At 75.3% G+C, this 17,408-nt stretch carries 16 protein-coding genes; 5 read left to right on the top strand and 11 right to left on the bottom strand.

What is annotated here, in order from left to right:
- Positions 1–4 precede the first annotated feature (4 nt).
- The 6 genes from NRO40_RS23665 to NRO40_RS23640 form a co-directional block, all read right to left on the bottom strand.
- Entirely contained in the window at positions 5–1,258 is a 1,254-nt protein-coding gene (locus NRO40_RS23665; protein ID WP_058942548.1) for a tetratricopeptide repeat protein, read from the bottom strand.
- Positions 1,233–3,209, bottom strand: a complete 1,977-nt coding sequence (locus NRO40_RS23660; RefSeq protein WP_058942549.1) for a S9 family peptidase — start codon at positions 3,207–3,209, stop codon at positions 1,233–1,235. The genes NRO40_RS23665 and NRO40_RS23660 overlap by 26 nt, the downstream gene beginning before the upstream one ends.
- Complete coding sequence (locus NRO40_RS23655; protein ID WP_058942550.1) at positions 3,206–4,231, bottom strand: pyridoxal phosphate-dependent aminotransferase; 1,026 nt, start codon at positions 4,229–4,231, stop codon at positions 3,206–3,208. The genes NRO40_RS23660 and NRO40_RS23655 overlap by 4 nt, the downstream gene beginning before the upstream one ends.
- Before the next feature lie 115 nt (positions 4,232–4,346).
- On the bottom strand, positions 4,347–5,585 hold the full coding sequence (locus tag NRO40_RS23650) for an AMP-binding protein (protein ID WP_058942551.1): 1,239 nt from the start codon (positions 5,583–5,585) through the stop codon (positions 4,347–4,349).
- A 265-nt stretch (positions 5,586–5,850) separates the two neighbouring features.
- Positions 5,851–6,561, bottom strand: a complete 711-nt coding sequence (locus NRO40_RS23645; RefSeq protein WP_232791095.1) for a hypothetical protein — start codon at positions 6,559–6,561, stop codon at positions 5,851–5,853.
- Positions 6,562–6,584: 23 nt separating this feature from the next.
- Positions 6,585–6,737: a hypothetical protein gene (locus NRO40_RS23640; protein ID WP_157901875.1), complete on the bottom strand. Its 153-nt coding sequence runs from the start codon at positions 6,735–6,737 to the stop codon at positions 6,585–6,587.
- A 393-nt stretch (positions 6,738–7,130) separates the two neighbouring features.
- Between NRO40_RS23640 and NRO40_RS23635 the strand changes: the two genes are divergently transcribed.
- Positions 7,131–8,123, top strand: a complete 993-nt coding sequence (locus NRO40_RS23635) for an NUDIX hydrolase (protein ID WP_058942552.1) — start codon at positions 7,131–7,133, stop codon at positions 8,121–8,123.
- 121 nt (positions 8,124–8,244) lie between these two features.
- On the opposite strand, the gene msrB is transcribed toward NRO40_RS23635, so the two are convergent.
- The 4 genes from msrB to NRO40_RS23615 all read right to left on the bottom strand — a co-directional run bounded on the left by msrB (position 8,245) and on the right by NRO40_RS23615 (position 11,580).
- Positions 8,245–8,652, bottom strand: coding sequence for a peptide-methionine (R)-S-oxide reductase MsrB (msrB, locus tag NRO40_RS23630; RefSeq protein ID WP_058942553.1), 408 nt, complete (start codon positions 8,650–8,652; stop codon positions 8,245–8,247).
- A 26-nt stretch (positions 8,653–8,678) separates the two neighbouring features.
- Positions 8,679–10,073 carry a UDP-N-acetylmuramate--L-alanine ligase gene (gene murC / locus NRO40_RS23625; RefSeq protein WP_058942554.1) on the bottom strand — a complete coding sequence of 465 codons (1,395 nt, stop codon included), beginning with the start codon at positions 10,071–10,073 and terminating at the stop codon, positions 8,679–8,681.
- A 42-nt stretch (positions 10,074–10,115) separates the two neighbouring features.
- Complete coding sequence (locus tag NRO40_RS23620; RefSeq protein ID WP_058942555.1) at positions 10,116–10,586, bottom strand: hypothetical protein; 471 nt, start codon at positions 10,584–10,586, stop codon at positions 10,116–10,118.
- 112 nt (positions 10,587–10,698) lie between these two features.
- Entirely contained in the window at positions 10,699–11,580 is an 882-nt protein-coding gene (locus NRO40_RS23615) for a pyrimidine reductase family protein (RefSeq protein WP_079047104.1), read from the bottom strand.
- Positions 11,581–11,616: 36 nt separating this feature from the next.
- On the opposite strand from NRO40_RS23615, the gene zapE reads away from it, so the two are divergent.
- The 4 genes from zapE to NRO40_RS23595 all read left to right on the top strand — a co-directional run bounded on the left by zapE (position 11,617) and on the right by NRO40_RS23595 (position 15,978).
- On the top strand, positions 11,617–12,687 hold the full coding sequence (gene zapE, locus NRO40_RS23610; protein WP_058942556.1) for a cell division protein ZapE: 1,071 nt from the start codon (positions 11,617–11,619) through the stop codon (positions 12,685–12,687).
- Positions 12,688–12,747: 60 nt separating this feature from the next.
- On the top strand, positions 12,748–13,176 hold the full coding sequence (locus NRO40_RS23605; protein WP_058942557.1) for an OsmC family protein: 429 nt from the start codon (positions 12,748–12,750) through the stop codon (positions 13,174–13,176).
- 325 nt (positions 13,177–13,501) lie between these two features.
- Entirely contained in the window at positions 13,502–14,869 is a 1,368-nt protein-coding gene (locus NRO40_RS23600; RefSeq protein ID WP_079047105.1) for an alkaline phosphatase PhoX, read from the top strand.
- Positions 14,870–15,030: 161 nt separating this feature from the next.
- A complete protein-coding gene (locus NRO40_RS23595) occupies positions 15,031–15,978 on the top strand; it encodes a polysaccharide deacetylase family protein (protein WP_408057092.1) in 948 nt (315 codons plus the stop codon).
- Positions 15,979–16,009: 31 nt separating this feature from the next.
- Here the strand turns inward: NRO40_RS23595 and NRO40_RS23590 are convergent, their stop codons facing one another.
- Positions 16,010–17,398, bottom strand: coding sequence for an FAD-dependent oxidoreductase (locus NRO40_RS23590; protein WP_058942577.1), 1,389 nt, complete (start codon positions 17,396–17,398; stop codon positions 16,010–16,012).
- Positions 17,399–17,408: the final 10 nt, after the last annotated feature.

Genomic DNA, 17,408 nt, shown 5'->3' with positions numbered 1-17,408 from the left:
GTGCTCAGGCGGCGGTGGCGGCGAGCTGCTGGAAGCGGCGGGCCTCGGTGATCCGGCCGGCGCGGGCCAGGACCGACGCGTGGGTGAGCAGGGTGAGCCGGTCGGCCCGCGGGCTCTCGGCCTCCTCCGCGAGCAGGGCCACCGCCTCGTCGGTCTTGCCGCGGCCCGCGAGGAACCGGGCGAACTCGGCGCGCAGCTCCCGCTGGTCGCTGTTGGCGGCGAGGCTCTGCCGGTAGAGGACCTCCGCGAGGTCGGGGTCGTCGAGCCGCTCGGCGGTCAGCTTCGCCAGCTTGCCGAGGGTGTACGGGTGGTTCGGGCGGCCCGACAGCGCCCGCAGCATCAGCGCGCGGGCGCCGGCCGTGTCGTCCTCGTGCTCGGCGACGTACAGGGCGTAGTTGCACAGCGTGCGCGGGTGGGCCGGGTCGAGGCGCAGCGCCTCGCGGTAGCGGGTGCCGGCGTACTCGGGGTCCTGCTTCTTGTGCTGGGCGAAGAGCGCGAAGTTGCTGTGGACGCGGGCGTACCGGGTCTCGGGGCGCACCGGCCGGCCCGAGGCCCGCTTGACGTCGTCCGGCGCCCAGTGGATCTTCTCGGTCCACAGGGACAGCAGCCGCAGGTCACCGGCGTCCTCGGGGTAGCGGGCGCGCATCTCGGCGAGGCCGATCGGGTCGGGCCGGGCGTCGAGGTAGCCGAAGCGCGCCATGGTCTCCCACTCGGAGAGGGTGATGAGCTCCTTGAGCTCCTCCGGGTAGTCGGGACGGATGCTGGTCGCGTTGATCCGGTCGCCCTCGGCGAGGACGGAGGCGTCGAACTCCTCGCCGGCGAGCTTCAGGAACCGCGCGAAGTCGGCTGCCAGGTCCTCCTGCCGGCCGACGAAGTCCACCTCGTCGTCCGGCGTGCCGACGTACGAGGTGTAGATGTTGCCGAGCGCGCCCGGCAGGACGGTCACGGCCCGCCGCACGAAGGTCTGGAAGTCGTCGCTCTCGCAGTGCTCGTCGAGCGGGTACTGCGGCCGCCAGCCCTTCTCCATGCGGTAGGACCAGTAGGAGCGGTACCACTCGAGCGGGTCGCGGACGAAGGCGCCGACGAAGCCGTACCGGGAGCGGTCGAAGTCGGCGAGGAGGTCGTGCTCGCGCATCGCCGGGTCGCCGACCTCGGCGACCTCCAGGCCGAGTTCCCTGACCTTCCTGCGGATCCACGTGCTGCCCGTCTTCGGGGTCAGGAGCAGCAGCGCGTTACTGCGCGTGAAGTGCAGTGCCATGGACGTCTCCAGGATCGGGCGCGGACGCCGCCTTGCGGCGCGCCGCGTGGGGTGTGTCGAAGAGCTTGAGGGTGGTGTCACCGGGCGGGCCCGCGTCGGCGGCGGGCGGGCGGTCGAACAGGTGCGTGTCGAGGTGGGCGGCCGTCACGGCGTGGAGCGCGGCCCGGTTGCCGGTGGTGACCACCTCGTGTCCCTCGTCGGGGAAGAGCGCGAGGGTCGCGTCCTTGCCCGCCCGGGCCAGCGCCATGAACATCCGGGTGGCCATCTCGGCCGGGACGCGGCTGTCGTTGGCGCCGTGGACGAGCAGGACGGGGCAGCGCACGCCGGCGGCGTTGTCCACCGGCGACACCGCCCGGAGCGCCGCCCGCTGGTCGGGGTCGGCGGGGTCCCCGACGCGGCGGTGCAGCATGGGCGCGGCGGTCCGCCAGAAGGCGGGGGGTTCCTCCAGGAAGCGCACCAGGTCGGTGAGGGGCGAGGTCGCCACCACGCAGCGCAGGTCCCGGCGGGTGGTGGCCGCCATCTGGAGCACCGCGTACCCGCCGTAGCTGCCGCCGACCAGGGCGAGCCGGTCGGGGTCGGCGACGCCCTCGGCGACCGCCCAGTCGAGGGCGTCCTCCAGGTCGTCCTGCATGGCCAGGCCCCACTGCCGGTCGGCGGCGTTGGTCCAGGCCGGGCCGAAGCCGGTGGAGCCGCGGAAGTTGGGCTCGATGACGGTGCAGCCCCGCTCGGCGAGCCAGGTGCGCCGCTCGGCGTACTCCCAGCGGCTGCGCCGCCAGGGCCCGCCGTGGACGAGCAGCACGGCGGGGCCGGGCCCGTCGCCGTCCCCGCGTGCCGTGCCGCGCGTGACGTACGTGACGGCCTCGCCGCCGCCGCGCAGCGGCACGCCGACGGCGCGGCACGTGACGGACGATGGCGGGGTGCCGGGCCGGGCCGCGCCGAGCCGCCAGGTGTCGCCGCCGGCGGGCTCGTGGACGTACCAGTGCGTGTCGTGCTCGGGGCGGTGCGCGGCCACCAGCCACCGGCCGCCGCGGCGCTCGGTGACCACGGGTTCGGTGCCGAGGCGCGTGCGCAGGTGCTCGAGTACGGGTGCCCAGCGGGGGTCCAGGGCGACGCAGGCGCGCCGCTCGCGTTCGGTCTGCACGATCCCCGGGCGGCCGGTGCCGGGCTCGAACAGGACGTCCGGGATGTCCCCGCCGCGCACCCGGTGCTCGGTGCGCAGCTCGCGCGCGGGGGCGCCGTCCCGGCAGGCGAGGGCGGTGAGGCGGACGCCGTCGGGGCCGTCGGGCAGGACGAAGTACGCGGTGTCCCCGTCGGGTGCGAAGGCGAGGAACCGCACGGTGAGCGCGTCCTCGTGCGGGACGTGCAGGAACGGCCGGCCGGCGGTGGGCTCGCCGTGCCACAGGTCGCGCGAGCCGTCGTCGCCGACGGTCTCGGTCAGCCGGGGGCGCAGGGACGTGTCGGCGTAGACGGCCGCGTAGCCGCGGTCGCGGAGCACCTCCGTCCGGGCGCCGGTGCGCAGGGACACCAGGTGGTGGTCGAGTCGGCCGGGCTCGCCCCCCTCGGCGGCGAGCAGCACCTCCTCGGGGCGCTGCGGGCTCAGTCCGGCCAGCCGTGTGCGCCGCCCCGGCGCGCCGAGCGGCGTCCAGGTGCCGTCCGCCACGTCGACGCGGAAGAGCGTCCAGCTCTCGGAGCCGTCCGGGTCGGAGAGGGCGAGGCCGACTCCGGGCAGGTGCGACCAGGTGAAGGCGCGGCAGCGGGCGGCTCCGACGTCCGAGCGGCCGTGTTCGCGCCGGGCCGCGAGGTCGTGCACGACGAGGCGGGTGGCGCCGTCGCCGGCGGAGAGCCAGGCGGCGTACCGCCCGTCGGCGCTGAGCGAGGGCGGCCCGTCGGTCCGCCCCGCGCCACCGCCGGTGGCCGCCCCGCCGGTGGCGCGCGCCGGTCCGCCGGTCACCGGTCCGCCGGCGCCGGCGCGGCCCCGGGCCCCTGGTGGGCGTGGAGGACGCCCTTGACGACGCGGTCCACGTCGGGCTCGGGCGGGACGACGATCCGCACGCCGGCCGGCCAGTCGGCGGGGTAGCCGCGCAGGTCGTGGACGAGCCGCGTGCGGTACCCGGCGTGGCCCAGCTCCTCGACGACCTCGGCGGCCCGGGGGGTCTCCAGGCAGACGTAGTTGGCGTCCGACGGCCACAGGCGCAGCCCCTCCACCCCGCTCAGCCCGGCGACGAGCCGCTCACGGCACGCGTGCACGCGGCGGACGCTGTCGCGGACCGGCGCCGGATCGGCGAGGAGGCCGAGCGCGGTGCGCTGGGCGACGCCCGAGACGCTGTTCGGCATGAGCCAGAACGGGAAGTCCTCGCGGGCGAAGGAGGCGGAGACGGCGAAGCCGATCCGCAGGTTCGCCAGGCCCCACGCCTTGGAGAAGGTGCGCATGACGACCAGGTTCGGGAAGCGCTCGACCAGGGGCAGCGCGGTCGCCGGGGCGAAGTCCGCGTACACCTCGTCCAGGACGACCAGGCCCCGCGCCCGCTCGAGGAGCGCGGCGACGTCCTCCACCGGGAACTGGTAGCCGAGCGGGTTGCGCGGCGAGCACAGCACGGTGATCGCGTCGTCGCGCCCGAGGTGGGGCTCCAGCGCGGGGAGCAGCTCCCCGGGTTCGCGCACCGGGACGGCGAGGTACTCCCAGCCCTGCTGGCGGGCGACGGTCGCGGTGAGGTGGAAGTTGGGGGTCACGTCCACCACGAGCCCGCGGTAGGCGCTGCGCAGCAGGGTGTCGATGAGCTGGGTGGCGCCGGCGCCGACGCGGACGAAGTCGGCGGGCACGCCGAAGTGGGCGGCGGCGGCCGTGGCCACCTGCCGGCTCCACACCTCGTCCTTGTTGGTGATGTCGATGTCCTCGGCCGCCCGGAGCAGCCGGGCGGTGTGGGCGGCGGGGTCCAGGAAGTGGTTGCCCGTCCAGGTCAGGTCTCGCGTCATGGGGTCGGTCGCTTCCGCCGGGTGTGGGTGGGGTCGCTGGGCGACGGGATGGTCGCGGGGTCGGTGCCGTCGGTGCCGTCGGTGCCGGCGGCGCCCGGTCCGCGGGCGGGCGGGGTCACGCGGGCGCGGTCAGGTAGCGCCGCTTCTTGCCCCCGGGCGGGGTGATCCGCTCGTGGCGCTCCAGCAGCGGCTCCTCGCCCGGCAGCAGGCGGTCCAGGGCCGCGCGCAGCTCCCGCCGGAGCCCCTCCTCGTCGGGGCGGCCGGGCTCGGGGGCCCAGCGCAGCACGGTCCGGTCCGGGTCGCGCAGGTCGACCTGGAAGTCGCCGAGCCCGGGCAGGTGGCCGACGGCGCCGGTCACCGTCTCGGCGGGCAGCTCCGCCGTACGGAACCGCAGGGTCCCCGGCTCGCGTCCGCGCAGCCGCAGCAGCCGCTGGGTGCCGTCGGGGGCGGTGTCCAGTTCGGCGTGGTCGCCGGTGCGGTAGCGGGCGACGAAGGTGCCGCGGTTGACGAGGTTGGTCAGCACCAGCTCGCCCGCTCCGGCGGGGCGCGGCGCGCCGTGCTCGTCCAGGACCTCCAGGCGGACGTTCTCGCCGAAGACCCGGTAGGTGCGCGCGTCGGGCGTGGTGGCGGCGACGAGGCCGCCCTCGGTCGACGCCAGGGCGTCCACGACGGGTGCCCGGAAGTAGTCGGTGAGGCGGCGCCGGTCGTCGTCGTGCAGGGGCTCGCCGCTGACGAGCAGCAGCCGGGGCGTCCAGGGCGGTTCGGCCGCGCCCTGCCGGAGCAGGGCGGCACGCAGGTCGAGCAGGTACGTCGGCTTCCCGTAGAGCACCGGCGCGCGGAGCCGGGAGAACAGCCGCAGCGCGTCGGCGCCGCCGAGTTGGAGGCGTACGTACAGGCCGTTGCCCAGGGGCGGGAGCGGGCGGACGAAACTGGCGCGGCCGGGCTTGTTGCTGATGAAGACGACGGCCGGCTCACCGCGCCGAAAGAGGTCGGCGGGGAGCCCGGCGACGTCCCGTATCTGCGCGAAGAAACGGTAATTGACGGCGTACCAGGCGGCGTCGTCGAGCCTCACTTCGAGCGGCTTCCCGGTGGTCCCGCTGGAGGAGAGCCGGTACGTCGCCGCGACGCGCGGCGAGCGGAACAGCTCGCCGTTCTCCTGGTGTACCGCCCGGTCCGTCAGGGGGAGTTCCACGCCCGCGTCCCGGTAGAAGGGGACGTCCCTGCGGAGCTCGTCGACGAAAGCGCGGTACGCGGCGTCGGGCGAGGAATGGCGGGGGCGGTCCTCCCAGGCGGCCCGCGCCCGCTCGATCTCCTCGAGGGATTTCAGGGTGGCGTCGTCCGAGTCCAGAGTCATGACCGTACCCAATCGGCGATCCGATGCTGATCCGGAGAAATGCGCCTCGGCGGTCGACCGCACCGGCGGTGCCGATATCAGGAGTTCGAGGCGGGTCGGTCCGTAAATTCCGACACTTCTTCCGCTGGCCCCAGCGTGACACCCGCCCACGCCCTTGTCAAACATGATCCACAACCGCTTTTCCACGAATGCGGACATGCCGAATCCGCGCATGAACGGATGTCAATTCATGCGCGCATTCGGCTGCGTGGATTCCTGTCCCGCGCTATCCGGCGGCGAGCAGGGTCAATTCTTCGAGGTCGTATTCGGCGCGGGTCGCCGTGCCGTGGCGGGTGAGCTTGCCGCGGCTGGCCCACTTGCGCACGGTCGCCTCGGAGACCCCGACGGCGACGGCGGCGAGCCGGGTGGGCAGCGTCCGGCGGGCCGCCCGCGCGGGCTCCGCCGCGGCCATCCGGCCGCGCAGGTCCAGCCACTCGTGCGGCTGCCAGACGTGGCCCGCCCCGCAGCGGACGTCCCGCGCCCACCCGTCGGCGCCGCCGCCCATGGTGACGACGACCTCGCCCCCGCACCCGTCCCTGACGCAGGCACCGACCCGGATGCGGCGGACGCCGTCCGGCCGGGCGATCCGCCTCGCCCCGTCGGTGACCTGCGCGATCTCCCCGGCCATGTCGGCGACGGCCGGGTGGTTTGCGAGCAGGTCGAGGTGACGGGCGAGGAACGCGGCGAGCTCGGGCACCCGGCGCTCGGGCACGGGCGGCCCGTAGGTCTCGACCGCCACACCGGCCCACGAGGCGAGCACGCCCACGATGGCGGAGCGGGCCGCCGCGGCGGCCTCGTCGAAGACGCGGTCGGTGCTCCTGGTGCCACTGACCCGCTGAAGGGGGCCGGTGGCGACCGGCCCCATGAGGTACTCCATCTCGGCGTACAGCCGGGGCAGCTCCGCGAGGTCCGCGGCCAGTCGTTCCCGGTCTTCCATCAGACGTCCCCCCGTTCGGTGTTTCAGTCCCAGCCCCAGCTGTCCTCGGAGTTCTCGACGACATTCGAGACGGAAGAGGACTGGAGCTCATCGGTCCGCTTCGCGGGGTCGACGATCAACACGGCGACGCACGCGGCCGTGGAGCAGGCGAGAGCAGCGATGAATCTGGTCGGCATGGATGGTCCTCGTTCGTCCAAGGCATTGGCACGACAGTGGGTGCGTTCGGCGGCGGGACTTCCTGTGCCGTCCCCCGGGAATTCACCCGGTAGCCGCCCGTTCAAAATGGCACGGCCACGCGGGGACTCTCCAGAGCGCCCTTGTGGCCGTAAGGTGCCACTGCATCAAGATGCCAGGGTCGGGGGGTGTGCGGGCGGGCCCGGCAGGTGTCGCAGGCCGTTCCGTCAACTCCCCTGTGGCGTTACGATCTTGGGCGCACCGCACCCATCGCGCCCACCACCCCCACCGCCCCCTCGCACCGCACCCGCCCCCGCGCCCGCACCGCGAGCGGTCCCGGCCGGTCGCCGCTCCGGCGGCGGTCGGGCGCCACGACGAGACCCTGGAGCCGGCCCGTGCTCGAGACCCCCCACCCCCCGTCCGTCCTGCGGTCGACCGTCGGCGTGCTGGTGACCGACGAGCGCGCGCGACCGCTGCTGGTACGGCCGGCGGGCGGGGGCGGCCCGTGGGCGCTGCCGTCCTGCGGCTGCGCCCTGTCCCTGCCGTGCGGCACGGTGCCCGCGCGGCCGGTCCTGGTCTTCGACCGGGTGGCGGCCGGCTGCGAGGGACGGCTCGTCGTCGACGGCGGTCGCCTCGACGCCGCCGGACTCGGCGGGGTGGAGGGGCCGGTCACGTGCGTGGAGCCGGCCGTCGCGGCCGGACTGCTGCCGGCGGCCGAGGGGCGGCGGATGCTGGCCGCGCTGCGGGCGCGCGTCGCCGGCGCGGGCCCGGTGGTGCTGGAGGAGGGGAGGCCCGCCGGGCCGGCCCCGGTCCTGGACCGGCTGGGGCTCTTCGGGCGGCCGAGGACGGCGCAGGAGCTGCCCTGGTACGAGGGGACGCCCGTACCCACGCAGTTGACGCCCCGTCAGGCGTGGGGGTGGCTCTTCGCGCCCGACGGGCGGGTGCTCGTGCTGGTCGACCCGCGCGACGGCCACGCGGAGCTGCCGGGCGGGACCATCGAGCCGCAGGACCCGTCACCGGCCGCGGCGCTGGTGCGGGAGGCCGGCGAGGAGGCGTCCGTGACCACCGGCGAACCCGTGTACCTGGGCCACCTGCCGGACGTGCACGACGGCCGGCCGGTGGCCAGGACCCGCTTCGCCGCCCCGCTGACCGGGATGGGCCCCTCGGCCGTCGACCCGGCGCTGAACATCCGGTACGCCCGTCTGCTCGTCACGCCGCAGCAGGCGGTGGACCTGCTGGGCTGGGGGGCGATGGGGCGCGCGCAGGCCGCGGCGGCGGTCCGCGCGGCGGAGGCGTGGGGCGCGCCACGGGCGGAGGCGCGGCCCGTGGAGGAGGTCCACGCGGCGGGCGGCCTCCCGGCCCGGCCCGGGGCGGCGGCCCACGACTGAGGCGGCGCGGCCGCCGCGCGCGGGCCCCGGCCCGCACGCCTGTGGCCGCACACCCGCCGCGCACCCGCCGCGCGACCGCCACCGGGGAGGCGTCACCCGCCCGTCACCGGGCGCGCCGCGGTCACCCCTCGTCGGGGGCGAGCCGCAGCGAGACGGAGTTGATGCAGTACCGCTGGTCGGTCGGGGTCGGGTAGCCCTCGCCCTCGAAGACGTGCCCCAGGTGCGAGCCGCACCGGGCGCAGCGCACCTCGGTGCGGGCCATGCCGTACGAGCGGTCCTCCACGAGCTCGACGGCGGCGCCGTCCTTCGGGTCGTAGAAGGACGGCCAGCCGCAGTGCGAGGCGAACTTGGTCTCCGAGGTGAAGAGCTCGGCCCCGCAGGCGCGGCAGGAGTAGACCCCCTTGGTCTTCGTGTCGGTGTACTCGCCGGTGAAGGCGGGCTCCGTACCGGCCTCGCGCAGGACGTGGTACTCCTGCGGGCTCAGCTCGGTGCGCCACTGCTCGTCCGGCTTGTCGACCTCGTACGCCATGGTGTGCTCAGCTCCCTCTGCTCGGGTCAGTCCGCCAGGCGGGCGAGGATCCTCGGGCCGAGGTCCGTGACGTCGCCGGCGCCCATGGTGAGAACGAGGTCGCCGGGGCGCGCCATTCCCGCGACCAGGTCGGGGACGGACGCCTTGTCGTGGACCGGTGTGACGGCGGCGCCCGCCGCGGTGGCCGCGTCGCTGATCAGAGCGCTGGTCACGCCCGGGACCGGGTCCTCGCGGGCCGGGTAGATGTCCAGGACGAGGGAGGCGTCCGCGAGGGCGAGGGCCTGCCCCATCTCCGTGCCGAGCTCCTGGGTGCGGGAGAACAGGTGCGGCTGGAAGACCACCAGGAGGCGCCGGCCGGTCCCGGCCGCGGCCCGCATCGCCTCCAGGTCGGCGGTCATCTCGGTGGGGTGGTGGGCGTAGGAGTCGACGACCTGCACGCCCGCGGCCTCGCCCTTGAGCTGGAGGCGGCGGCCGACGCCGGTGTAGGCGGTGAGGGCCCGGGCCAGGTCGGCCGGGTCGATGCCCACGCGGGCGCCGGCGGCGAGCGCGGCGGCGGCGTTGTGGGCGTAGTGGCGGCCCGGGACGGAGACGGTGAAGGTGTGCTCCACGCCGTCGAGGGCGACGGTCACCTCACTCGTCATGCCGTGGGGGGTGATGCGGCGGATCCACGCGTCGGCGCCCTCGTCCTCGCCGACCCGCAGGACCTCCAGCTCCGGGCGGCCCGAGACGCGCTCGGCCAGCTCCCGGGCGCCCGGGTGCTCGCCGACCACGAGGGTGCCGCCGGGGCGGACGCGGGCGACGAACGCCTCGAAGGACTCGTGGATCTCCTCCAGCGAGGCGTAGTTCGCGTGGTGGTCGAGCTCGACGTTGAGGACGAGCGCGACTTCGGGGTCGTACTTCTGGAAGCTGCGGTCGCTCTCGTCCGCCTCGGCGACGAAGAGCTCGCCCTCGCCGTGCCGGGCGTTGGTGCCGGGGCCCGCGAGGTCGCCACCGATGGCGTACGACGGGTCGAGGCCCAGCTCCGTCAGGGCGACGGCCAGCATCGACGTGGTGGTCGTCTTGCCGTGGGTGCCGGCGACGGCGATCGGGCGCAGGTCCCGCATGAGCGCGGCGAGGGCGTCGGAGCGGTGGACGACCGGGACGGCGAGCTGCCGCGCGCGGGCCAGCTCGGGGTTGTCGGCGCGGATGGCGCTGGAGACCACGACGCAGCTGGCGTCGTCGGCCAGGTGGTGGGCGGCGTGGCCGATGTGGACGGTCGCGCCGAGGGCGCGCAGCGACGCGGCGGTCTCGGACTCGCGCGCGTCGCTGCCGGCGACCTTGGCCCCGCGCTGGGCGAGGATCTTCGCGATGCCCGACATTCCGGCGCCGCCGATGCCGATGAAGTGCGGCCGTTCCATTGCGGCAGGGATGGCGGGTGCCATGCGGATCTCTCCCCGGGGGTGTGTCGTACGTAGGGGGCCAGCCTATTCGTTGTGGGCGAACAGCTTGAGCACCGGTACGCCGACCTTGTGACGCGCGCGGGAGGCCCAGTCCCGGTGGAAGAACTCCTCCACGTAGTGGGGCGCGGTCAGCACGATCACCTCGTCGGCGTGCGCCTCCTCCACGACGGCCTTCATCTTGTCGAGAGGGTGGTCGGCGACGACCTGGCCCACGGCCTCGCAGCCGGCGGCGCGCAGGGCCTGCACGGACAGGTCCATGGCCGTCTCCGCGGGGCCCCGGGCCTCCGCGCCGGACGGCTCCTCCCCCTCCCGGGCGGCGTCCCCGATCGCGCCGACGGCGACGTCGTCGATGGCGCGCAGCAGGGCGTCGGCCTGGTCGCCGCGGGGCTGCATGAGCACGATGAACGAGACGTCCTCGTCCCCGTGCAGGGTCGTGACGAAGTCCACGTCCGTGGAGGACAGCGGTTTCTCGATCATCAGAACGCTTGTGAACACCTTCGGAGCCCTTCTGCGGAAACCATCCTTCCCCGTGCCCGCACGGGGTCTGAGATGTTAAGTGTGCCCGGCGGGAAGTAACCGGAACGGCTAATTCATACCGATCGCCGGATCAGCCCTTCCGCCGGTACCGGGTGAAGAGGAAGCCGTCCTCCTCCAGCAGCGACGCCAGCGCGAACCGCGCGGGGACGGCCATGGACGGCCCGCCCGCGATCCGCTGGGCGTCCCCGGCGGTGAGGGTCGGCGAGACGGTGAGGCACAGTTCGTCGAGTACCCCGGCGGCGACGAACTGACCCAGCAGGCGCGGGCCGCCCTCGGTGAGCTGCCGCGTCAGCCCGCGCGCCGCGAGCTCCGCCACGATCCGGGCGGGCTCCGCGCCCGCCCCGTCGCCCGCGACGACGACCTCCACGCCGGCCTCCCGGGCCCGGCCGACCCGGTCGGCGGGGGCGGCCGCGCCCGTCAGCAGCAACGTCGGCACGAGCGGCGCGGTGAACAGCGGCAGCGAGAAGTCCAGATCCAGGGAGGCGCTCACCACCGCGACGGCCGGGGCGGGGCCCTGCCCGGCGGCGGCCCGCCGGGCGGCGAAGGCGTCCCGCGCGCGGGCCGGCCGGTACCCCTCCAGACGGACGGTCTCGGCACCCACCACGACGACGTCGGCGAGTCCGCGCAGGGTGCCGAAGATCCGCATGTCGGCGGCGGAGGAGATCGGCTGCGAGCGGCCGTCGTGCTGGGCGGCGCCGTCCAGGGACGAGACCATGTTCGCCCGCAGCCAGGCGGCGCCGCCCGCGGGCGCGGCGGTGGCCGGGTAGGCGTACGCCTCCGCCAGCTCGTCGAGGGACCACTCGCGCCCCTCGGCCGGGGCCCCGGGGACGCCGGCGGTCCCGGCGGCTGTCCCGGTCCCGGTCGCGGCCCCGCCGGCGGGCACGGTCGAGCCGTCGGGGCGCCCGGTGGGGACGGGCGGTGTCTGGTCGGTCACAGGGAACAGGCGTCGCATGCCGAGCAGTCTGGCACGGCGCTTACAGTGGGGAGCGTGTCGACGAGTGCCCTGACCGAAGCGGTCCCGCTGTCCCTGTGCGCGCGCGAGCCGCACGTCCCCGCCGACCGCCTGGTCGCCGAGATGGTGCCGCCGCCGCGGTTCGACGGGGTGCGCTTCGACACCTACATCCCGGACCCGAACCAGCCGAGCCAGACCGAGGCGGTCGAGGTGCTCGCCGCCTTCGCCGAGGGGCTCGGCGGGGCCCACGCGAGCGGCACGGGCAGGCGCCGCTGGTTCTCCCGCAAGCCCGCCGCCCCCACCGGCCCCCGCGGCGTGTACCTCGACGGCGGGTACGGCGTCGGCAAGACGCACCTGCTGGCGTCGCTGTGGCACGCCACCCCCGCCGAGCCCGCGCTCAAGGCGTTCGGCACGTTCGTGGAGCTGACCAACCTCGTCGGCGCGCTCGGGTTCCAGCAGACCGTGCGGACCCTCAGCGGCCACCGGCTCCTGTGCATCGACGAGTTCGAGCTGGACGACCCGGGTGACACGGTGCTGGTCTCCACGCTGCTCGGCAAGCTGGTCGAGGCGGGCGTGGCGCTCGCCGCCACCTCCAACACGCTGCCCGGCAAGCTCGGCGAGGGCCGGTTCGCCGCCGCCGACTTCCTGCGCGAGATCCAGGGGCTGTCCGCACACTTCCGGCCGCTGCGCATCGACGGCGAGGACTACCGCCACCGCGGGCTGCCCGAGGCCCCGCCGCCGTACGCGGACGAGGAGGTCACCCGGGTCGCGCGTGCGACGCCCGGCGCCTCCCTGGATCACTTCCCCGCGCTGCTGGAGCACCTGGCGCGGGTCCACCCCAGCCGGTACGGGGCGCTCACGGAGGACGTGGCGGCGGTCTGCCTCACCGGCGTGACGGCCGTGCCCGACCAGTCGACCGCGCTGCGCCTGGTGGTCCTCGCCGACCGGCTGTACGACCGGGAGATACCGGTCCTCGCGTCCGGCCTGCCCTTCGACCGGCTGTTCAGTGACGAGATGCTGAACGGCGGGTACCGGAAGAAGTACTTCCGGGCGATCTCGCGGCTCACCGCGCTGGCCAGGGACGCCAAGGGGCTGGTCACGCAGTAGGTTGGACGGTCGTAAGCCTCCACCGTCCTGGTGCCGTACGGCGCCGGAAGGGAACCTGGCATGGCCACCACGCGTCACGCGCACACCGTCTGGGAGGGCGACCTCACCGAGGGCACGGGCACCGTGACCCTCGACTCCTCCGGCATCGGCTCCTACCCGGTCTCCTGGCCGGCGCGCGCCGAGGAGCCGAACGGCATGACGAGCCCCGAGGAGCTCATCGCCGCCGCGCACTCCAGCTGCTTCTCCATGTTCCTGTCCGGCGCCCTCACGAAGGCCGGGACGCCGCCGACCCGGCTGACGACGAAGGCCGACGTCACGTTCCAGCCCGGCAAGGGCATCACGGGCGTGCACATCACCGTCGAGGGCGAGGTGCCCGGGATGGACGAGGCCGCGTTCACGAAGGCCGCGGAGGACGCCAAGGCGGGCTGCCCCGTGAGCCAGGCGCTCGCGGGCACGACGATCACCCTCTCGGCGGCGCTCGCCGGCTGAGGCGCCGACCCTCCGGCTGCGGCCACCACCCCGCGGGGTGGTGGCCGCGGCCGTGTGCGCCCCGGCCGCGCGGGCGGCCGGCGGCGGGCGGGCGGCGACCGGTGGGCGGCGGCCACGGCAGGCGACCGGCGACGGGTGGCGGCCGGCGGCAGCCACGGCGGGCGGCAGACGACGGACGGCGTACGGAACCGCCCCGCCCGACCGGGGAGGCCGCACCGGCCGTCGCAAGCCACACCGTCCACACCATTCACCTCCCACCACCCTGCGTGATACACGTGTGCGGATCCGTCACGTCCGTGTTCCTGTCCGCAAGCAGGGAGTCGCCATGTCCGCAACACGACGTCACCTCCTCGCCCGCACCGGTACCGCGCTCGCCGGGATCGCCTTCAGCGGCGCGCTCGCCGAGCTCTTCGCCGGCACCGCCGCCGCCACCGCCCACACCGGGGACGTCGGGTACGGCCCGCTCGTCCGCGACCCCGCGGGGCTCCTCGACCTCCCGCGCGGCTTCCGCTACCGGGTGCTGTCCGCGGAGGGCCGGCCACTGCGCTCCGGGGAGGGCACGGTCCCCGGCCGGCACGACGGCATGGGCGCCTTCGCGGGCCGCCAGGGCCGCGTCCACCTGGTCCGCAACCACGAGAACGGCGCGACGGCCGCCCTCGGCGTCCCGACCGTCGCCGGGCTGACGTACGACCCGGCGGCCCGGGGCGGCTGCACGGCCCTCACCCTCGACCGGCGCGGCTCCGTCGTGGACGAGCGCGTCGCCCTCGCCGGCACCGCCGTCAACTGCGCCGGTGGCCCCACGCCCTGGCGGACCTGGCTGACCTGCGAGGAGACCGAGGCGCAGGCCGGCACCGCCGGGTACGGCAAGGACCACGGCTTCGTCTTCGAGGTCGACCCCGCCGATCCGCGCCGCTCCGGCGCGGTGCCCCTCACGGCGATGGGCCGCTTCCCGCACGAGGCGGTCGCCGTCGACCCGCGCAACGGCGTCGTCTACGAGACGGAGGACGCCTTCGACCGCCCGTTCGGGCTCTTCTACCGCTTCCTGCCGCACCGGCCGCTGGGCGGCCCCGGCTCGCTGCTCGCGGGCGGCGCGCTCCAGGCCATGCGCGTGCCGGACGTGTCCGACCTGTCCGCGGTGCGCGAGCCGGGGACCCGCTTCGACGGCGTCGAGTGGGTGCCCGTACCCGACAGCCAGGCCCGGCGGACCCCCATCCGGTTCCAGGACTTCGGACCGCGCGGCATCACGCACGCCCAGAAGCTGGAGGGGTGCTACTGGGGCGGACGGTCGGTCTACTTCGTCTCCAGCTTCGCGCGCGCCGCGCAGGGCTCGGCCGCCGACCACCACGGCCAGGTGTGGCGGTACGACCCGGACTCCGGGCGCCTCACGCTCGTCGTGGTCTTCGGACCCGACACCGGCGTCGACCTGCCGGGCGAGTCACCCGACAACATCTGCCTCGCGCCGGGGGGCGGCCTCATGGTGTGCGAGGACGGCGACGGCGTCCAGCACGTCTACGGGCTGACGCGGCGGGGCGAGGTCTACGCGATGGCCCGCAACGCCCGGAACACCGGCACCGCCGACGACCCGGTCTACGGGGAGTTCGCCGGCGTCACCTTCTCGCCGGACGGCCGGACGATGTACGTGAACTGCTACGCGCCCGGCACGACCTTCGCCGTCACCGGCCACTGGCGCTGACGTCCCGGCAGGTCCGACCCGCCCGACGGCAGATCCGACCCGTCCGGCCCGTCCGGCCCTTTCGGCACGTCACGTCACGTCCGACAACGGCCGACACCTCCGACACGTCCGACGCAGAAGAGCACATCTCCGACGACGCGCAACTGATCATATATTTTCCGATAGTGACATTTTCTGCTCGACGTCTGTCCGTACTGGCCGTGCTGTGCGCCCTGGCGACCGGCTGCGGGACACCGCCCGCGGCCGGCCCGGCCGCCCGGCCGGCCGGGGCCGCGGGCCCCTCCCCCTCGGCGCCCCCGCACGCGGCGACCGCCCCGGCCGTGCGCACGCCGCCCACGCTGGCGCCGGGACCCGACGGCCTGACCCCGGTCTTCGAGCGCCGGACCGACGGCGCGGGCGGCGCGGACGGTACGGGAGGCGCGGGCGCCAGGGGTGGTACGGGAGGCGCGGGCGGCCGGGCCGCGGACCGGACCGTGGCCCTCACCTTCGACGCCGACATGACCGCCGACCAGGGCCCGCGGGCGGCGAGCGGCGAGCGGTTCGACAACCCTGCTCTCATCGCCACCCTGCGCCGCCTGGAGGTGGAGGCCACGGTGTTCATGACGGGCCGCTGGGCGGAGGAGTACCCGGACCAGGCGCGGTCGATCGGCACCGACCCGCGCTTCGAGATCGCCAACCACTCCTACAGCCACCACGCCTTCCGCTCCCCCTGCTACGGCCTGCCACGGCTGCCGCCCGAGGAGATGGCGGCGGACGTGCGGAAGGCGTTCGCGGCGTTCCGCACGGCGGGCGCCCGCAACGTCGTGCCGTACTTCCGCTTCCCCGGCGGCTGCCACGACGAGGCCGCGCTGCGGGCGCTCGCGCCGACGAAGGTCACCGCCGTCCAGTGGGACGTGGTGGGCGGCGACGCGTTCGCCTCCGACGCGGACGCGGTGGCCGACCAGGTGCTGGCCGGGGTGCGGCCGGGCTCGGTCGTGGTGCTGCACTGCACCCGCAGCGCGGCCCCGGTCACGGAGGCGGCCATCCGCCGGATCGTCCCCGAACTCCGCGCACGCGGCTACCGCTTCGTGAAGGTCTCGGACCTGATCGCGACCCAGACCGCACGCTGACCCCGACCGCGCCGGCTGCGGCGGTCGGCGGTCACCCCGCCTCGCGGACCGCCGCGACGGCCTTGCGGGCGGCGACCTGGACGGGGTCCCACACAGGGGAGAACGGCGGCGCGTACCCCAGGTCGAGGGCCGCGACCTGCTCCACGGTCATCCCCGCGGTCAGGGCCACCGCCGCGATGTCCACGCGCTTGCCGGCGCCCTCCCGGCCGACGATCTGGGTGCCCAGCAGGCGGCCCGTGCGCAGTTCGGCCAGCATCTTCACCGTCATCGGCGCCGCGTCCGGGTAGTAGCCCGCGCGGCTCGTCGACTCGACCGTCACCGCCACGTACCGCAGCCCCACCTCGCGCGCGTCGCGTTCGCGCAGGCCCGTGCGGGCGATCTCCAGCGAGCAGACCTTGCTCACCGCCGTGCCGACCACGCCCGGGAAGGTGCCGTAGCCGCCTCCCACGTTCGCCCCGATCACCTGGCCGTGCTTGTTGGCGTGCGTGCCGAGCGGGACGTGCCGTTCGCGGCCGGAGACCAGGTCGAGCACCTCCACGCAGTCGCCGCCCGCCCACACGTCCTCGTGCCCGCGCACCCGCATCGACAGGTCGGTCAGCAGCCCGCCGTACACGCCGAGCGGCAGGCCCGCCGCCCGGGCCAGGGACGTCTCCGGCTCGACGCCGATGCCGAGCACGACGACGTCGGCCGGGTACGTGGCGTCCCCGGCCTCCACCGCCCGCACCCGGCCGTCCGCTCCGGTCCGGATCGCGGTGACCCCGGCGCCGGCGACGACGTCGATGCCCATCCCCTCCATGGCCGTGTGCACCAGCCGGCCCATGTCCGGGTCGAGGGTCGCCATGGGCTGCTCGCCCCGGTTGAGGACGGTCACCTCGTAGCCGCGCTTGAGCAGCGCCTCGGCCATCTCCACGCCGATGTACCCGGCGCCGACCACGACCGCGCGGCGCCCGGGCGTCGCGGCCAGGGTGTCGAGCAGGGCCTGTCCGTCGCCGAGGGTCTGCACGCCGTGCACGCCCGGCGCGTCGATGCCCGGCAGCGGCGGGCGCACCGGCCGCGCCCCGGTCGCGAGCACGAGCCGGTCGAAGCCCGTCCACTGCTCCTCCCCGGAGTCGAGGTCCCGGGCCCGGACGCGCCGTCCGTCCAGGTCGAGCTCGGTCACCTCGGTCCGCAGCCGCAGGTCGATGTCGCGGGCGCGGTGCTCCTGCGGGGTGCGCGCGACGAGCCGATCGGGCCCCTCCACGTCACCGCCCACCCAGTACGGGATGCCGCAGGCCGAGTACGACGAGAAGCCGCCGCGCTCGAACGCGACGATCTCCAGGTCGTCGACCCCCTTCAGCCGCCGGGCCTGTGACGCGGCGGACATCCCCGCCGCGTCACCCCCGACCACCACCAACCGCTGTCGCCGTCCCACACGTCCCATGCGGAACACG

It is taken from the genome of Streptomyces changanensis, from assembly GCF_024600715.1.
Taxonomy (GTDB): Bacteria; Actinomycetota; Actinomycetes; order Streptomycetales; family Streptomycetaceae; genus Streptomyces; species Streptomyces changanensis.
Note: the sequence above shows the minus strand (reverse complement) of the source record. Positions and strands in the feature narration are given on the sequence as shown.

Excerpts from the sequence above, each read along its gene's own strand:
- NRO40_RS23665 (WP_058942548.1), bottom strand. The coding sequence starts at position 1,258 with ATGGCACTGCACTTCACGCGCAGTAACGCGCTGCTGCTCCTGACCCCG.
- NRO40_RS23655 (WP_058942550.1), bottom strand. The coding sequence starts at position 4,231 with ATGACGCGAGACCTGACCTGGACGGGCAACCACTTCCTGGACCCCGCC.
- NRO40_RS23650 (WP_058942551.1), bottom strand. The coding sequence starts at position 5,585 with ATGACTCTGGACTCGGACGACGCCACCCTGAAATCCCTCGAGGAGATC.
- NRO40_RS23645 (WP_232791095.1), bottom strand. The coding sequence starts at position 6,561 with ATGGAAGACCGGGAACGACTGGCCGCGGACCTCGCGGAGCTGCCCCGG.
- NRO40_RS23640 (WP_157901875.1), bottom strand. The coding sequence starts at position 6,737 with ATGCCGACCAGATTCATCGCTGCTCTCGCCTGCTCCACGGCCGCGTGC.
- msrB (WP_058942553.1), bottom strand. The coding sequence starts at position 8,652 with ATGGCGTACGAGGTCGACAAGCCGGACGAGCAGTGGCGCACCGAGCTG.
- murC (WP_058942554.1), bottom strand. The coding sequence starts at position 10,073 with ATGGCACCCGCCATCCCTGCCGCAATGGAACGGCCGCACTTCATCGGC.
- NRO40_RS23615 (WP_079047104.1), bottom strand. The coding sequence starts at position 11,580 with ATGCGACGCCTGTTCCCTGTGACCGACCAGACACCGCCCGTCCCCACC.
- NRO40_RS23605 (WP_058942557.1), top strand. The coding sequence starts at position 12,748 with ATGGCCACCACGCGTCACGCGCACACCGTCTGGGAGGGCGACCTCACC.
- NRO40_RS23600 (WP_079047105.1), top strand. The coding sequence starts at position 13,502 with ATGTCCGCAACACGACGTCACCTCCTCGCCCGCACCGGTACCGCGCTC.
- NRO40_RS23590 (WP_058942577.1), bottom strand. The coding sequence starts at position 17,398 with ATGGGACGTGTGGGACGGCGACAGCGGTTGGTGGTGGTCGGGGGTGAC.